At 73.5% G+C, this 15075-nt stretch carries 13 protein-coding genes; 9 read left to right on the top strand and 4 right to left on the bottom strand.

Annotated elements, in window-relative coordinates; translation table 11 throughout:
• Window positions 1-6 precede the first annotated feature (6 nt).
• Window positions 7-720, top strand: coding sequence for a carbon-nitrogen hydrolase family protein (locus ACFYV5_RS33680; protein WP_389175068.1), 714 nt, complete (start codon window positions 7-9; stop codon window positions 718-720).
• Between the two features lie 16 nt (window positions 721-736).
• Here ACFYV5_RS33680 and ACFYV5_RS33675 read toward each other — a convergent pair whose 3' ends face one another.
• Window positions 737-1543, bottom strand: coding sequence for an EI24 domain-containing protein (locus ACFYV5_RS33675; protein WP_389175065.1), 807 nt, complete (start codon window positions 1541-1543; stop codon window positions 737-739).
• 100 nt (window positions 1544-1643) lie between these two features.
• On the opposite strand from ACFYV5_RS33675, the gene ACFYV5_RS33670 reads away from it, so the two are divergent.
• Window positions 1644-4196, top strand: a complete 2553-nt coding sequence (locus ACFYV5_RS33670) for a M14 family zinc carboxypeptidase (RefSeq protein WP_389175062.1) — start codon at window positions 1644-1646, stop codon at window positions 4194-4196.
• A gap of 86 nt (window positions 4197-4282) precedes the next feature.
• Here ACFYV5_RS33670 and ACFYV5_RS33665 read toward each other — a convergent pair whose 3' ends face one another.
• The gene (locus tag ACFYV5_RS33665) at window positions 4283-4705 is read right to left on the bottom strand and encodes an organic hydroperoxide resistance protein (protein ID WP_355108517.1); all 423 of its coding nucleotides are present in this window, start codon (window positions 4703-4705) and stop codon (window positions 4283-4285) included.
• Window positions 4706-4768: 63 nt separating this feature from the next.
• Window positions 4769-5788, bottom strand: a complete 1020-nt coding sequence (locus ACFYV5_RS33660; RefSeq protein WP_355108515.1) for an NADP-dependent oxidoreductase — start codon at window positions 5786-5788, stop codon at window positions 4769-4771.
• A gap of 94 nt (window positions 5789-5882) precedes the next feature.
• Between ACFYV5_RS33660 and ACFYV5_RS33655 the strand changes: the two genes are divergently transcribed.
• Window positions 5883-6317 (top strand): MarR family transcriptional regulator, encoded by a 435-nt coding sequence (locus tag ACFYV5_RS33655; RefSeq protein WP_355108513.1) that lies wholly within the window; start codon window positions 5883-5885, stop codon window positions 6315-6317.
• 11 nt (window positions 6318-6328) lie between these two features.
• Here ACFYV5_RS33655 and ACFYV5_RS33650 read toward each other — a convergent pair whose 3' ends face one another.
• Window positions 6329-7192, bottom strand: coding sequence for a hypothetical protein (locus ACFYV5_RS33650; protein ID WP_389175057.1), 864 nt, complete (start codon window positions 7190-7192; stop codon window positions 6329-6331).
• A 122-nt stretch (window positions 7193-7314) separates the two neighbouring features.
• Here ACFYV5_RS33650 and ACFYV5_RS33645 point away from each other — a divergent pair, with 122 nt between their 5' ends.
• The 6 genes from ACFYV5_RS33645 to ACFYV5_RS33620 all read left to right on the top strand — a co-directional run bounded on the left by ACFYV5_RS33645 (window position 7315) and on the right by ACFYV5_RS33620 (window position 15065).
• Window positions 7315-7902 carry a hypothetical protein gene (locus ACFYV5_RS33645; RefSeq protein ID WP_355108509.1) on the top strand — a complete coding sequence of 196 codons (588 nt, stop codon included), beginning with the start codon at window positions 7315-7317 and terminating at the stop codon, window positions 7900-7902.
• 146 nt (window positions 7903-8048) lie between these two features.
• Window positions 8049-9092: a rod shape-determining protein gene (locus ACFYV5_RS33640; RefSeq protein ID WP_355108507.1), complete on the top strand. Its 1044-nt coding sequence runs from the start codon at window positions 8049-8051 to the stop codon at window positions 9090-9092.
• 36 nt (window positions 9093-9128) lie between these two features.
• Complete coding sequence (locus ACFYV5_RS33635) at window positions 9129-10655, top strand: GAF domain-containing protein (RefSeq protein ID WP_389175053.1); 1527 nt, start codon at window positions 9129-9131, stop codon at window positions 10653-10655.
• Between the two features lie 136 nt (window positions 10656-10791).
• Window positions 10792-11979, top strand: coding sequence for a nitrate/nitrite transporter (locus ACFYV5_RS33630; RefSeq protein ID WP_389175171.1), 1188 nt, complete (start codon window positions 10792-10794; stop codon window positions 11977-11979).
• Between the two features lie 49 nt (window positions 11980-12028).
• Window positions 12029-13705, top strand: a complete 1677-nt coding sequence (locus tag ACFYV5_RS33625; protein WP_389175050.1) for an acyl-CoA synthetase — start codon at window positions 12029-12031, stop codon at window positions 13703-13705.
• Window positions 13698-15065: a carboxyl transferase domain-containing protein gene (locus ACFYV5_RS33620; protein ID WP_389175047.1), complete on the top strand. Its 1368-nt coding sequence runs from the start codon at window positions 13698-13700 to the stop codon at window positions 15063-15065. Before ACFYV5_RS33625 ends, ACFYV5_RS33620 begins: the two co-directional genes overlap by 8 nt.
• Window positions 15066-15075 lie beyond the last annotated feature (10 nt).

The raw sequence follows: 15075 nt of genomic DNA, 5'->3' as shown, positions 1-15075 counted from the left end.
GTGGCCATGATCGTCGCCGCAACGCAGTTCGCCCCGGTCGCCGGGGACGTCGAGGCCAATGTCCGTACCATCGCCGGGCTGATCGGGGCGGCGGGCGCCGACGGCGCCCGGCTGGTCGTCTTCGCCGAGCTCTGCCTGACCGGCTACGAGCCGAGTCTGATCCGGGACACCCCGGCCCTCGTGCTCTCCGAGGACGACGGGCGCCTGGAGCCGATCCGGGAGGCCTGCCGCGCGGCCGGCGCGGCGGCCGTGGTCAACGGCCCCGTCCATGCCGCCGACGGCGGGACCGGGATCACCACGCTGGTGATCGGACCGGACGGCTCACTCCTCACCCGCTACGACAAGCAGCACCTGTACGGCGTCGAGGCGGAGGTCTTCGCGCCGGGCACGGCCGACGGCCGCTTCGCCCTCGACGGCGTACGGTTCGCGACGGCCACCTGCTACGACAACCGGTTCCCGGAGCTCGCGGAGCGGGCCGCCGCCGACGGCTGCGCGGTCTATCTGGCCAGTTCGGTGCTGACCGCCGACAACGACTCGTTCCAGAAGGTCTATCCGGTACGGGCCCGGGACTTCGGTCTGTACGTGGTGCTCGGCAACGCGCTCGGGCCGAACGAGGACGGCGTGGGCTGTGGTGCCGCGGGAGTGTGGGGCCCGGACGGCGAGCGGATCGCCGACGCCGGCCCCGAGAAGCCGGGACACGTGCTCGCCGAAGTGGGCTGAGCGGCCCCCGCGTCGACTAGAGGGTCTTGCCGTAAGCGGCTGTGGACGCCGGGCCCTCGCCCTCGGACCCGTCCTCGTCGGCGCGGGCCTCCCCCGTCAGCTCCCTGGCCATCAGCGTTGCGCCGGCGACCGCGCCCGGCATCAGGAACACGGCCACGAACGGCACCAGGAACGCCAGGGTCAGCGGGACGCCGAAGCCCAGGGTCAGCATCCGGCGGCCGCGCAGCATCCGCAGACGGTCCTTCAGTTCGACCCTGCGGCGCTGGAGGGCGACGGCGGTCAGCTCCTCGGCGAGGAAGAAGCCGGAGACGCAGAAGCCGAGCACCGGGACGACGGTCTGGCCGACGACAGGGATGAAGCCGCAGGCGAAGAGCAGCACCCCGAAGAACACCACCCGCAGGACGACCTTGAGGCTGTCGCGGGCCGAGATCCACAGCTCGCGCCAGAGCGGCAGGCCCGACTCGGGGACCTCGCCGCCCTCGCTGCGGTCGACCTGCTCGGACAGCGACTCGTAGAAGGGCTGGCCGACCAGCAGCGTCACGGCGGTGAAGGTGATGACCGCGAGGAAGAGTCCGAAGACGAACACGAAAGCGGTCAGGGTGCCCCGAAGGAGCCCCTGCCAGGGGGAGGTCCAGTCGTCGGCGAACGGGGTCGCCCACGCCGTCAGGTCGTCCGCCCCGTAGCCGAGGCCGACGAGCGCGCCGACATACAGGACGAGGGTCACGAGACCGGGCAGCAGCCCGAACCCGAACCACCGGCCGTGCCGGCCCACCCACTTCTGACCCTGTACCAGATAACCGAGACCGGCCCCGAAATCACGCATGGGGATCACCCTATCGGGCCTGGTCCGGACGCCCTCTTGTTGTCCGGGGCACGACACGGTAGACCCCTGCGTACTGATCACCCACGGAGGTTGCGTACGCATGGCGAAACCCGGACCCGTCCTGATCACCACCGTCTGCGGTGCGCTCCTCGGAGCGCTCGTCCTCACGGCGCTGCCCGCGAGCGCCGCGCCCGGCCCGGCGCACGAGCCCGGTCCTGTACGCGAAGGGGGCGGGCTCGTACGCGAAGGGGGCGGGCTCGTACGCGAAGGGAGCGGGCGGGACGCCTCGGCCGCGCCGCCGCGCACGTTCACGGCGCGCGCCCTTCCCGAGGCCGACACCGACACCCCTCTGCGCCGGGACGGCGGCTACCCACGCCGTACGGCCCTCGCCGTCCCGCCCGTGAACCCGGCCGACGCTTCGGTCAAGCTCGGCCTCGCTCCGTACCACTCCCTCGCCCCGCGTCTCAACGCGCTGCAGCGGCTCGGCGACCGGGTGAGTGTCGAGGTGGCCGGGCGGTCGGCGGGCGGGCACGAGCTGTATCTGGTCACGGTCACCGCTCCGGAGAGCGCGCGGGAGGCCCGCGAGCAGGAGCGGATGCGGGAGCGGATCGAGAACGCACCCGCCGCGGCCGCCAAGGACGCGCGGATCAAGGCCGCGTACAAGACGCCGGTCTTCATCAACAACAACATCCACGGCAACGAGTGGGAGGGCACGGACGCGGCCCTGGAGCTCATCGAGGAGCTGGCCACCGCCACCGACCGCAAGACGGCGGGGCTGCTCGCGACGACGCGGGTCTACCTCAACGTGACCGCCAACCCCGACGGGCGGATCGCCGGCACCCGTGCCAACGGCGACGGCTTCGATCTCAACCGGGACTTCATCACCGCCTCGCAGCCCGAGGCGCGCGCGATCCGGCGGATCGCCATCGACAAGCAGCCGGCCGTGATGCTGGATCTGCACGGGTACGTCAACGGCACGCTGATCGAGCCGACGACCCCGCCGCACGGCGAGAACTACGAGTACGACCTCTTCCTGAAGAACTCCTACGCCAACGCCCTCGGCATGGAGAAGGCGGTCAACGGCCTCGGCTACACGGAGGCGAAGGACGGCGTGCGGCCGGCGGTCATCCCCTTCCGTGACGAGGAGGAGGGCTGGGACGACTGGCCGCCGATCTTCACCCCGCAGTACATGCCGTTCCAGGGCGCGGTGGCCGCGCACACCATCGAGTTCCCGATGACCGTGAACAACCGGGCCTACGACACGCTGCCGGAGGCCGAGCTGCGCCGCCGGGCCGCGATCAACGTCGACATCGCGGGCGCGGCGATGCGGGCGACGCTCGACCACACCCTCGCCCGCCGCGCGTCGCTGATCGCCGACCAGATCGAAACGTTTCGGCGGGGCGCGGCCGGCGAGGTGCAGCGGCCGGTGTCCGAGGAGACCGTGCCGGGGGTGCCGGGGATCGGCCCGGAGGACGTCTACACCACCACCTTCCCCCGCGCGTACGTCATCCCGGCGGGGCGGACCCAGAGGTCGGCGGTGGCCGCGGCCCGGCTCGTGGACCATCTGGTCGCCAACGACGTGCGGGTCGGGCAGGCCGCCGACGGCTCGTACGTCGTCGACATGCGCCAGCCCAAGCGGGGGATGGCGAACGTGATCCTGGCGGAGGGCCGGGACATCAGCGCGGACGTGTCGACGATGTACGACATCTCGGGCTGGAGCCTCGGTCTGCTGTGGGGCGCGACGGTGCGGAAGGTCGAGCACGGTCCGGTGCCCCGGGTGGTGCGCACGGTCCACGCCGCGGCCCCCACGGGGTCGGTCGCGCCCTTCGGGGACCTGTCGCTGCGGCTCGACGACCCGAAGGAGCTGGCCGCCGTCAACTCGCTGCTCGCGCAGGGGGTGAAGGTGCGCCGGGCGGCCGACGGCTCGGCGGTGGTGCCCTCCTCGGCCCGCGGGGCCGCGCGGGTGCTCGCGGACCGGTACGGCGTGGTGTTCCGGGCCACGAAGGAGCGGGGAACGGCGCCGCTGGAGCGGACCAGAGTCGCGGCCTCGGTCTCGGCCGGTGAGCTGTTCGCGCTGCGGGAGATGGGCTTCGAGGTCGTACCGGTCTCGACGGAGATCCTCAACGCGGGCTTCGACTGGTCGGCGGCGCAGGTTTTGTTCGTGTCGCGCGGCCTGGAGTACGGGAAGCTCACCCCGGCCGCACGGGAGGCGCTGCGGGCGAGCGGCGCGGGTGTGGTGGGTGTCGGTCCCGCGGGCGCCGCGTTCAACAAGGCGGCGGGGCTGCTCCCGGCCACGGCCGTGGCGGGCAACGGCGACGCGAACGGTGTCGTGACCGTACGCAACGCGGGCGGTGCGATCACCGGCGGCGCTCCCGGGCACACCTTCGTCTACTCGCCGCTCTGGTTCACGGAGCTGGGGGCGGGGGTGCGGGCCGAGCAGTCGTACGCGGCGTCCGATCCGCTCGTCTCCGGGCACTGGCGGCCCGCGGCGGACGGCCGGGGTGGTCCGGCGGACGCGGCCGGGCAGGCGGCGGTGATCAGCGGGACGGCGGCACACGGTGCGCCGGTGGTCCTGTTCGGCACGGAGCCGCTCTTCCGCGACCACCCGAAGGGTGTGTTCGCGCAGGTCGGACGGGCTCTGCTGGCGCGGTGAGACGAGAGGGCCGCACCCCGGTCGGTCGGGGTGCGGCCCTCGTCAAGCGTACGCGCAAACGCAGCCGCGCGAACGCGGCGGCACGATCAGACGGCCAGCTCGACCGTGATGTTGCCGCGGGTCGCCTTGGAGTACGGGCAGACCTGGTGAGCCTTCTCGAGCAGGCTCTTCGCGGTCTCCACGTCCACGTTCGGGATGGTCGCGGAGATCTTGACGATGATGCCGAAGCCGTCGTCGTTCTTGCCGATGCCGACCTCGGCGGTGACCGTCGCACCCGAGATGTCGGCCTTCTCGTTACGGGCCACGACGCCGAGCGCACCCTGGAAGCAGGCGCTGTAGCCGGCGGCGAAGAGCTGCTCGGGGTTGGTGCCGGCGCCGGAGCCGCCCATGGCCTTGGGCGGGTTGACGACGACATCGAGCTGACCGTCGTCGGTGGCGACACGGCCGTCCCGCCCGTTCTCGGCGGTGGCGACGGCGGTGTACAGGACGTCGGACTGCTGTATGGACATCTAGGTGATCCTTTACCTCGTTCGCCGCGACTCGCGCCCACGATCGCGACGGCTGAGGGAAGACTAGCCGGTCACCGAGACGATCATCTTTCCGGTGTTCTCCCCGCGGAGCAGACCGAGGAAGGCCTCCGCCCCGTTCTCGATGCCCTCGACGAAGGTCTCGCCGTACTTCAGATCACCGGAGCGCAGCCAGCCGCCGACCTCCTCGACGAACTGCGGCTGCAGGTCGTAGTGGTCGCCGACGAGAACGCCCTGGAGGCGCAGCCGCTTGCCGATGATCATGGCCATGTTGCGCGGGCCGGGGACCGGCTCGGTGTCGTTGTACTGCGCGATCATGCCGCAGATGGTGGCGCGGCCGTGCACGTTGAGCGAGGAGATCGCGGCTTCGAGGTGGTCGCCGCCGACGTTGTCGAAGTACACGTCGATGCCGTCCGGGGCGGCCGCGCGGAGCTGGTCCTTCACCGGGCCGTTCTTGTAGTTGAAGGCGGCGTCGAAGCCGTACTCCTCGACCAGGAGCTTGACCTTCTCGTCGGAGCCGGCCGAGCCGATGACCCGGGAGGCGCCCTTGAGCTTCGCCATCTGGCCCACCTGGCTGCCGACGGCGCCGGCCGCGCCGGAGACGAAGACGGCGTCGCCCTCCTTGAAGGAGGCGACCTCGAAGAGGCCGGCGTAGGCGGTCAGGCCCGTCATGCCGAGGACGCCGAGATAGCTGGAGAGGGGGGCCAGCTCCGGGTCGACCTTCGTGGCGTGCTGGGCGGGCACGTCGGCGTACTCGCGCCAGCCGAGGCCGTGCAGGACGTGGTCGCCGACGGCGAAGCCCTCCGCGTTGGACGCGACGACCTCGCCGACCGCGCCGCCGTCCATGGGGTGGTCGAGCTTGAACGGCGGGATGTAGGACTTCACGTCGTTCATCCGGCCGCGCATGTACGGGTCGACGGAGAAGTGCAGGTTCTTGACCAGGATCCGGCCCTCGGCGGGCTCGGTGACGGGGGTCTCACGGAGCGCGAAGTCCGCGGGAGTGGGCCAGCCGTGCGGACGGGCGACGAGGTGCCACTCACGGCTGGACGCGGGAAGTACGGACATCGGTACGGCCTCCTGGAAGAAATTATTTCACTACCTGAAACAACCATGCTCCTGGATATTTCATGTTGTCAAGTATCTGGGTACGATAGAGCCCATGGCCACCTCACCCCCAGACCCCCTCACCCGCGAAGTCGTCGAGCTGATCGGCACGGTCGTGGCGCGGTACTACGCGGAGTACGAGCAGGCGGCCGCCGAGCACGCGCTCACCGGGGCCCAGGCGAGGGTCCTCGGGCTTCTCACCCTGGAGCCGGTCCCGATGCGGAAGATCGCGCAGAAGCTGAAGTGCGAGCCGTCGAACGTCACCGGGATCGTCGACCGGCTCGAATCGCGCGGCCTGGTGGAGCGCCGCCCGGACCCGGCCGACCGTCGCGTCAAGCTGGCCGCGCCCACCCCGGAGGGGCTGGACACCGCGCGGCGGCTGCGTGACTCGCTCGACTTCGCGCGCGAGCCGCTCGGGCAGCTCACGGACGTGGAGCGCTCACTGCTGCGGGACCTGCTGAAGCGGATGCTGGGCGAGGACGTCTCGTAACGCCCGCCTCTCTAGCGGCAGAAGAAGATGAACCAGCAGTCTCTGGTGGGGCTCGGCGTCGGGGAGGGCGTGGCTGTCGTCGGCGCCCCGCCGCTGGGCGTCCCGGAGGGAGTCGTGCCGGGCTGCGAGGGGCTCCCACTCGGGCCGGGCTCGTCGGCCGGGGGCGACGCCGAAGGCGAGTCCGACGGCGAACCGCCCGGCGCCCCGTCTCCGGAGCCCTGGGAGTCGCCACTGCCGGAGCCGCCGCTGTCCGACCCGCCGCTGCCGGAGCCACCGCTGCCCTCGCCCGGTATGCCCGTATGGCCGGGCGCGGGCGCGTCCGAGCCCTTCGGGGAGGCGGACGTCGTCACCTCGACCGGGGTCGGCCCGCCGTCCGGCGGCGTCGCGCTCTCCGTGGGCAGCGGCGGCAGCGAGGTCTCGACGACCTCTTCCTCCTGTACGGCCGTGGCGGCGCCGCCCTCGCCCGGGGGCGCCAGGGCCAGCTTCGCCATGCTCAGCGTCCCGGCCGCGAGCACGAGGCCGAGCGTGCCCACCAGGACGTTGCGCCCCTTGCGACTGCGCGCCCGCCGGTTGCGACGGGTACCGGAACGCCCCGACGCCGCGACACGACGCGCGGCGCGACCACCCGGAGCGGCCGTGCGCGGCGGCTCGAGCGGGTCCAGTTCGTAGACATGCTCGGCCGGCGGCTCCTCGCGCTCCGCCCGCCCGCCGGGCTCGCCACGCTCACCGGGCTCGACGTACGCGACACGCTCGGCCGCGACGGCGCGCGGGGCCGGCTGGGGGGTCTCGTACCGCAGCTCCTCGACGGGGGTCCCGCATCCGGCACAGGCAAGCGCGCCGTTGAGGTGCCGTCGGCACTGGTGGCAGTAGTCCATGGCTGCCGCAGAGTATGTGTCGACAGGACACCTGAGGTAGGCGGGAACGTGAGGATCCTGTGAGGAAACACCAGGTCGACGGCGTGTCGTCATGATTCTCCCGCTTCGGGCAGGATGGGCTCATGACGCCGTCCGGGCCTTTCGGGCCACCGTCCGAGCCTTTCGGGCCACGCGAGTTCCAGCTCGTCCTGCTGCGCCGCATGGCCGACCACCAACCGGGCCTGGTCGAGGACGCGCTGCGGCGGCTGGGGGCGACCCGGGCCGAGTCGCGTGAGGCGAACCGGCGCTGGCAGGCCTGGACCCACGCCCGGCGGGGCCGGGGGGATCTGGCCCGCTACCGCTCCGCCCTGGGCGAGCCCGTGGCGCGCCGCGCGGTCCCCGAGCTCGGCGCCGAGCTCCTGGAGTGGGAGCTTCCACTCTGGCCCGCGCTGCGCTGGCAGGTGATCGTGGGGGCTCCCGGCGGCCGTACCGCGCCGGCGGTCTGGGGCAGCGGACTGGTCCGCGCGCCCGGCTTCCCCGTGCCCGACCTGCGCACCGAGGCCGATCTGCGGCCCTGGAGCTGCACCATCGCCGAGGTCGGCAACGCCTTCCCGCCCTCCCGGGCCCGCGACGGCAGCGCACCCACCCGGCTGCGCTTGGACTTCACCCTTCCCGACGGAAGCCCACGCTCCGCCGAGTTCACCTGGGGCCTGCTGCAGCGGATGCTCTGACGCGGCCTCAGGCGGCCCACACCCCCGGGCGGCTCATCCCAGCGCGCGCCGCGCCCGAGCCGGTCGCACGATGCGAACAGAACGCGCCGAAGCAAAACGGCGTACCACCTCGCTCTGTGCCAGCACCGCACTCCGGAGGATCTGCCGTGACCGTCAGCCTTGAGCAGCTGCGCCGTTGCCATGTCGCCGTCGACCTGGGGGCCGCCCGCACCCGCGTCTTCGTCAAGGGCGCCGGACTCGTCGTCGACGAGCCGAGCGTCGCCGCCGTGAACACCCGCACCGGCGCCCTGATCGCCGTCGGCGCGCTGGCCGAGAAGATGACCGGCCGCACCCCCGACTACATCCGCGTCGTCCGTCCCGTCTCCGGCGGCACCGTCGTCGACATCGAGATGGCCCAGCGGATGCTCCGTCACCTCCTCGGCGAGAAGCTCCGCCGCCAGCTGCGCCGCAAGCCCCGGCTGCGCGCCGCCGCCAGCACGCCGCACGACAGCGACCCGCTCGCCCAGCGCGCCGCCGTGGAGACCCTCGTCGGCCTCGGCGCCCGGCGGGTCGAGCTGGTCGACACCCTGATCGCGGCGGCCGTCGGCTGCGGACTGCCCGTCGAACAGCCCACCGCCACCATGATCATGGTCTGCGGGGCGGCGACCACCCAGGTCGCCGTGCTCTCGCTGGGTTCCATCGTCACCGCCGAGCGGATCCCCGTGGGCGGCGACGCCATCGACCACGCGGTCATCCAGCACCTGCGCCACCAGCACGAGCTGATGCTGCCCAGCCAGTCCGTCCGCCCGCTGCAGCTCGCCCTCAGCGGCAACGGCCTGACCCTCGAAGGCCCGTCCTCCACCGAGATCCACGGCCGGGACGTGGCCACGGGGCTCGCCCGTTCGGTGACCGTCGACACCGCCGCCGTACGGGACGCGATCCACACCCCACTGACCGCCGTGCTCGACGGCATCGGCAAGATCCTGCGGGACTGCCCGCCCGACCTGGTGGCCGACCTCGCCGAGCGCGGCATCATGATGGTCGGCGGCAGCGCCCTGCTCCCCGGGCTCGACCAGATGCTCCGCGAGGCGACCGGGATGCCGGTGCACATCGCCGAGCGGCCGGACGTGTGCGCGATCCTCGGGCTCGGCGCGATGCTGGAGGGCAAGATCCAGCCGATGGTGCTCGACCCGCTGACCGTCGCCGAATGATCGCCCCATACCTCCCTTTCGTATGACAATGCCCCCATGTCACTCACGGGCCGGGCCGACGAGCCGACACCCCGGCTGCCGCTCCTCCTCGAAGCGGTCCTGAGTGTCGGCACCGAGCTGGAACTGCGGGCCACGCTCCAGCACATCGTGGACTCCGCGGCCGAGCTGACCGACGCACGGTACGGAGCGCTCGGGGTCGTCGACCCCGAGCGCGACCGGCTCACCGAGCTGTTCACGGCAGGCATGACCGAGGCCGAGCGGCAGCGCGTCCCCCGGCTCCCCGACGGGCGCACCGGGCTCCTCGGCGTCCTGATCCAGGACCCCCAGCCGCTGCGGCTCGACGACCTGACGGCCGATCCGCGCTCCGGCGGGGTGCCCGAGGGCCATCCCGCGATGCGTTCCTTCCTCGGTGTCCCGATCCGGGTCCACACCGAGGTGTTCGGCAACCTCTATCTCACCGAGAAGCGCGGAGGCCCGTTCACCGACGAGGACCTCGCCCTGCTGCGGGTCCTCGCCTCGCAGGCCGGGATCGCCATCGGCAACGCCCGGCTGTACGAGACCGCCCGGCAGCGCGAGCGCTGGATCGAGGGCGCGGCGGCGGTGACGACCGCCCTCCTCTCCGGGGAACCGGCGGCGGACGCGCTGACCACGGTCGCCGAGCGGGCACGGCTGCTCGCGGACGCCTCGGCCGGGGTCGTGCTCCAGCCCACGGAGGAGGGCGGGATGGAGATCGTGGCCGCCTCGACGGTGGACGACCCGGGGGATCTGGTCGGCACGACGATCGCACCCGGCTCACCGGTCCTGGAGCAACTGCTCGGCGGCGAGCCGGTGTTCGTCGAGGACTCGGCCACCGACCCCCGGATGACCACGCATGTGCGCTCGCGGTTCGGGCCCTCGATGATGCTGCCGCTGCAGAGCGGCGGCCGGCTCATCGGCACCCTCGCCCTCCCCCGGCGACGCGGCGGGCGCCCGTACACGGCGGTGGACCGCCTCCTCGCCTCGCAGTTCGCCTCCCAGGCCGCGCTGGCCCTCGTCCTGGCGGACGCGCAGCACGACCGGGAGCGGCTCGCGGTGTACGAGGACCGCGACCGGATCGCCCGCGACCTGCACGATCTCGTCGTCCAGCGGCTGTTCGCCACCGAGATGATGCTGGAGTCGACCCGGCGGCGGGCCGCGGCGTCGACCGAGGAGAACGCGCTGCTCGGGCGGGCGGTGGACGAGCTGGACTCCACCATCCAGGAGGTACGGACGACGATCTTCGCCCTCCAGCAGCCGCCTGCCGACGCGCCCGCCACCTTCCGGGGGCGCGTCCTGCGGGAGACGGGCGGCGCGGCGGTCCTGCTGGGCTTCCAGCCCTCGGTGCACTTCTCGGGCGCGGTCGACACCCTGATCTCCGACGCCGACGCCGAGCGGCTCCTCGCCGCGCTGCGCGGCGCGCTGGCGGCGGCCCACCGCCGGGCGGGCGTCTCGGCGATCACGGTCGAGGTGGGGGTGACCGCGGAGGGCCCGCGGCTGGTGGTGTCGGACGACGGGCAGCCGCCCGCGACGGTCACCTGGCCGTAGGGGGTGGGTGCCTTGGCGGGCGCCTCCCACCCACCCGTACGGCCCAATCCGGCGCGCCCCGCCCGGCGCCCCGACCTTGACTGATCAGGTGGACACCGTCGAGAAGCCTTCCGGCGCCGCCTACCGGAACCTGGCCATGGCCACGATCGGGTTCACGCTCACCTTCTGGGCGTGGAACCTGATCGCGCCGCTGGCCGGTGCGTACGGAGACCGGCTGAACCTCAGCTCCTTCGAGCAGTCGCTGCTCGTCGCCATCCCGGTGCTGGTGGGCTCCCTGGGCCGGATCCTGGCCGGCGCGCTCACCGACCGCTTCGGCGCCAGGGTGATGTTCCCGCTGGTGTCGGCGCTGACGATCGTGCCCGTCCTGCTGCTGATCCCGGCGAGGAACTCGTACGGCGCGATGCTCGCCGTGGGTTTCCTCCTCGGCCTCGGCGGCACGACCTTCGCCATCGGCATCCCCCTGGTCAACTCCTGGTTCCCGCCGGCCAAACGGGGCCTGGCGCTCGGTGTCTTCGGGATGGGCATGGGCGGTGTGGCGCTGTCCGGCTACTTCACGCCGCGCATCGCGAACCACGGGGAGAACCTGCCGTTCGTCGTCGTCGCGCTCGCGCTCGCCGTGTACGCCGTCCTCGCGTGGCTCCTGATCACCGACCGCCCCGACCGGCAAGTCCCCACGGCCTCCCTCGCGTCCCGGCTGGGCAGCGCCGGCCGGCTGCGGGTGACCTGGGAGCTGTCGGCGCTGTACGCGATCGGCTTCGGCGGCATCGTCGCGTTCGGGGTGTACCTGCCGACGTACCTGAAGACCTGGTACGCGCTCGACCCGACCGACGCCGGCACCAAGGCGGCCGGATTCGCCCTGGTCACGGTCGTCTTCCGGCCGGTCGGCGGCTGGCTCTCGGACCGGGTCCACCCGGCGCTCGTGACCGCCGCCGCGCTCGGTCTCGCCGCCCTCGTGGCCATCGTCCAGGCCTTCGACCCGCCCCTGAACCCGGGCGGCACGATCGCCCTGCTCTGTATGGCCGCCGGCCTCGGCACGGCGAGCGGCTCGGTCTTCGCGCTGGTCTCCCAGGTCACCCCGCAGCGGCAGGTCGGCAGTGTCACCGGCATCGTCGGAGCGATGGGCGGACTCGGCGGTTTCGTGCCGCCGCTGGTGATGGGCGCGATCTACAGCGCGAAGGACTCCTATTCGATCGGCTTCATGCTCCTGTCCGATCTGGCGCTCGCGGGCTGCGTGTACGCGTACGGACGGATGCGGACGATCCGGCCCGCCGGGGAGGGCGGCGCGGCCCCGGAGGTGAGCAAGGTCGCAGCGCGCCGTCCCTGACGCGCGGGAAGAATGCCTGTCGCATCCCGCTACGCGAGGAGGACGACCGTTGAGCGCGCTCTTCCCGGCCCTGGTGGCCGGCTCGGACCGGCCCGCACTGCGCTTCGGCGCGGATGCCCTGACGTACGGCGAACTGGCCGCCGCCGCGAGCGCGGAGGCCGCGCGGATCAGGGACTTCGGCCGGGTGGCCGTCTGGGCGACCCCCACGGAGCGGACGGCGGTCGCCGTGGTGGCCGCGCTGCTGGCCGGCGTTCCGGCGATTCCGCTCAACCCGCGCACCGGCGAGCGGGAACTGGCGCACATCATCGGCGACAGCGCCCCCGGCGCGGTCCTGGCGGGCGCGGAGGACGACCTGCCGGCCGGGCTCGCGGGACTGCGGCGCATCGACGTGGACGTCCGGGGGCCGCGGGGGGCCGTGCGCCCCGGCAGCGACCGAACGCCGGGCGCGGCCGTCCGGCCCGGGCAGGAGACCGACGCGGCCGGAACGCCGGACGCCGACCGGCAGTCCGGCGGGCACGGCGACGACGCGTCCGGAACGCCGGGCGCGGCCGGACGGCCCGGGCAGGAGGCCGACGCGGCCGGAACACCGGACGCCGTCCGGCAGTCCGGCGGCGCGGGGCGACGGGTGGTGGCCACCGAGAGCGGCGGCGCCGTCGGACCCGAGTCGCCCGCGCTGATCGTCTACACCTCCGGCACCACCGGTCCGCCCAAGGGCGTCGTCCTCTCCCGCCGCGCGATCGCCGCCTCCCTCGACGCCCTGGAGGACGCCTGGGCGTGGACCGCTGACGACGTCCTCGTCCACGCGCTGCCGCTCTTCCACGTCCACGGACTCGTCCTGGGCGTCCTCGGGCCGCTGCGGCGCGGCGGATCGGTCCGGCATCTCGGTGCGTTCTCGGTGGCGGGCGTGACACGGGAGCTCGGCGCGGGCGGCGGCACGATGCTGTTCGGCGTACCGACGATGTACCACCGGATCGCGGACGCGCTGGACGACGATCCGGCGCTCGTACGGGCGCTGGCCGGGGCGCGCTTGCTCGTCTCCGGCTCGGCGGCGCTGCCGGTCCACGACCACGGGCGGATCACGGCCGCGACGGGCCGGACGGTGATCGAGCGGTACGGCATGACCGAGACGCTCATGAACACCAGCGTGCCCGTGGGCTCCGGGCCCCGCCCCGGGTCCGTCGGGCTGCCCCTCCGCGGCGTTGAGCTCCGGCTGGTGGAGGAGGACGGCTCACGGATCACGGCGTACGACGGGGAGAGCGTCGGCGAGATCCAGGTCAGGGGCCCGAACCTCTTCACCGCGTATCTGAACCGGCCGGACGCGACGGCGGCCGCGTTCGACGGCGACTGGTTCCGGACCGGGGACATGGCGGTCCGCGAACCGGACGGGTACCTGCGGATCGTGGGCCGCAAGGCCACGGACCTGATCAAGAGCGGCGGTTACAAGATAGGCGCGGGCGAGATAGAGAACGCGCTCCTGGACCATCCGGCGGTGCGGGAGGCCGCCGTGACCGGTGCGCCGGACCCCGACCTCGGGGAGCGGATCGTGGCCTGGGTGGTGCCGGCGGACGCGGAGAACCCGCCGACGGCCGAGGAGTTGGCGGACCATGTCTCCGGGCTGCTCGCCCCGCACAAGCGCCCGCGCACGGTCCACTTCCTGCGCGCGCTGCCCCGCAACGACATGGGCAAGCTCCTGAAGAAGGCTCTTCCGGAGGCCCTCCATGGCTGAGCGCCTCACGGCCCGCGAGGTCATCGCGCTGGTCACCGACGACTTCACCCGGCTGAGGACCCCGGCCACCGACGCGCCCCTGCTTCCCGACGGTCCGCTCGGCTGGGCCGGGTACGACGCGGCACGCGCGCGTGCGGCCGAGCAGACCGGCGAGGAGGAGTCCGTCCTGTACGGCAGGGCGACGATCGGCGGTCACTCGGTGGTCCTGGTCGTCTTCGAGTTCGGCTTCCTCGGCGGTTCGCTCGGCCGGGCGGCCGGGGACCGGCTCGTCGCCGCGTACCGCGCCGCCCAGGCGGCCCGGGTCCCGCTGGTGTCGCTGGTGGCGACGGGCGGCAGCCGGATACAGGAGGGCATGATCGCCCTCACCCAGCTCCAGCGTGTGGCGGAGGCGACCGTGCGGCTGCGGGCGGCCGGCGTCCCCCATGTGACGGTCCTGCGCGACCCGTCCACCGGCGGCGGCTGGGCCACGGTCGGCGCGGGCGCGGACGTCGTGCTCGCGCTTCCCTCCGCCCAGGTGGCGTTCGCCGGCTCGCGGGTCCGGCCGCGGGACGCCGACCCGGCGGCGTACACGGCCGAGGGCCAGTGGGAGTGCGGGCAGGTGGACGCACTCGTGGACCCGGCGGACCTACGGGCGACGCTCTCCCTCTGGCTGCGGCTGCTGACGGGCGGCGCCCCCGGAGGCGCGCCCGGCGAGACACCGGATCCCGCTCCCCCGCCCCGCGCGCTGGCGGAAGCGGGACCGCCCGGCACCGGGTGGGAGGCCGTCGTCCGGGCGCGGTCCGCCGGGCGTCCGCGCGCCGGGGCCTATCTGGACGCCTACTTCACCGCGCGCGCGACCGTCCGCGGCGACCGGGCAGGCGGCGTGGACCCCGGGGTGGAGTGCGGCTTCGGGCTGCACGAGGGGCGGACGGTCGCGTACGCCGCGCAGGACGGTTCGGCCACCCGCCCGGCGGGGTTCCGTACCGTCGCCCGGCTCGTACGGCTCGCGGACCGGCTCGGCATCCCCGTCCTCACGCTGATCGACACGCCCGGCGCGGCCAACGACGCCGAGGCCGAGCGGGCCGGGGCGGGCCCGGCGATCGCGGACGCGTTCACCGCGATCGCCGGGGCCCGGGTCCCGGTGACGTCGCTCCTGGTCGGCGAGGGCGGTTCGGGCGGGGCCCTGGCGCTGGCCGCGCGGGACAACACCTGGACCACGCCCGACGGCTACTTCTCCGTCATCGCCCCGGAGCTCGCCGCGGCGATCCTCAAGAGGACACCCGAGCACGCCGCGGTCACCGCCGACCAGCTCCGGCTGCGCCCTCAGGACCTCGTGGAGCTGGGGATCGTGCGCGGGATCGTGACGCGAGACGCCCCCTAGGCAGAGCCCG

Source organism: Streptomyces sp. NPDC003035, from assembly GCF_042888285.1.
GTDB lineage: Bacteria > Actinomycetota > Actinomycetes > Streptomycetales > Streptomycetaceae > Streptomyces.
The sequence above is the reverse complement of the archived record's forward strand: the minus strand, read 5'-3'. Positions and strand labels throughout refer to the sequence as shown.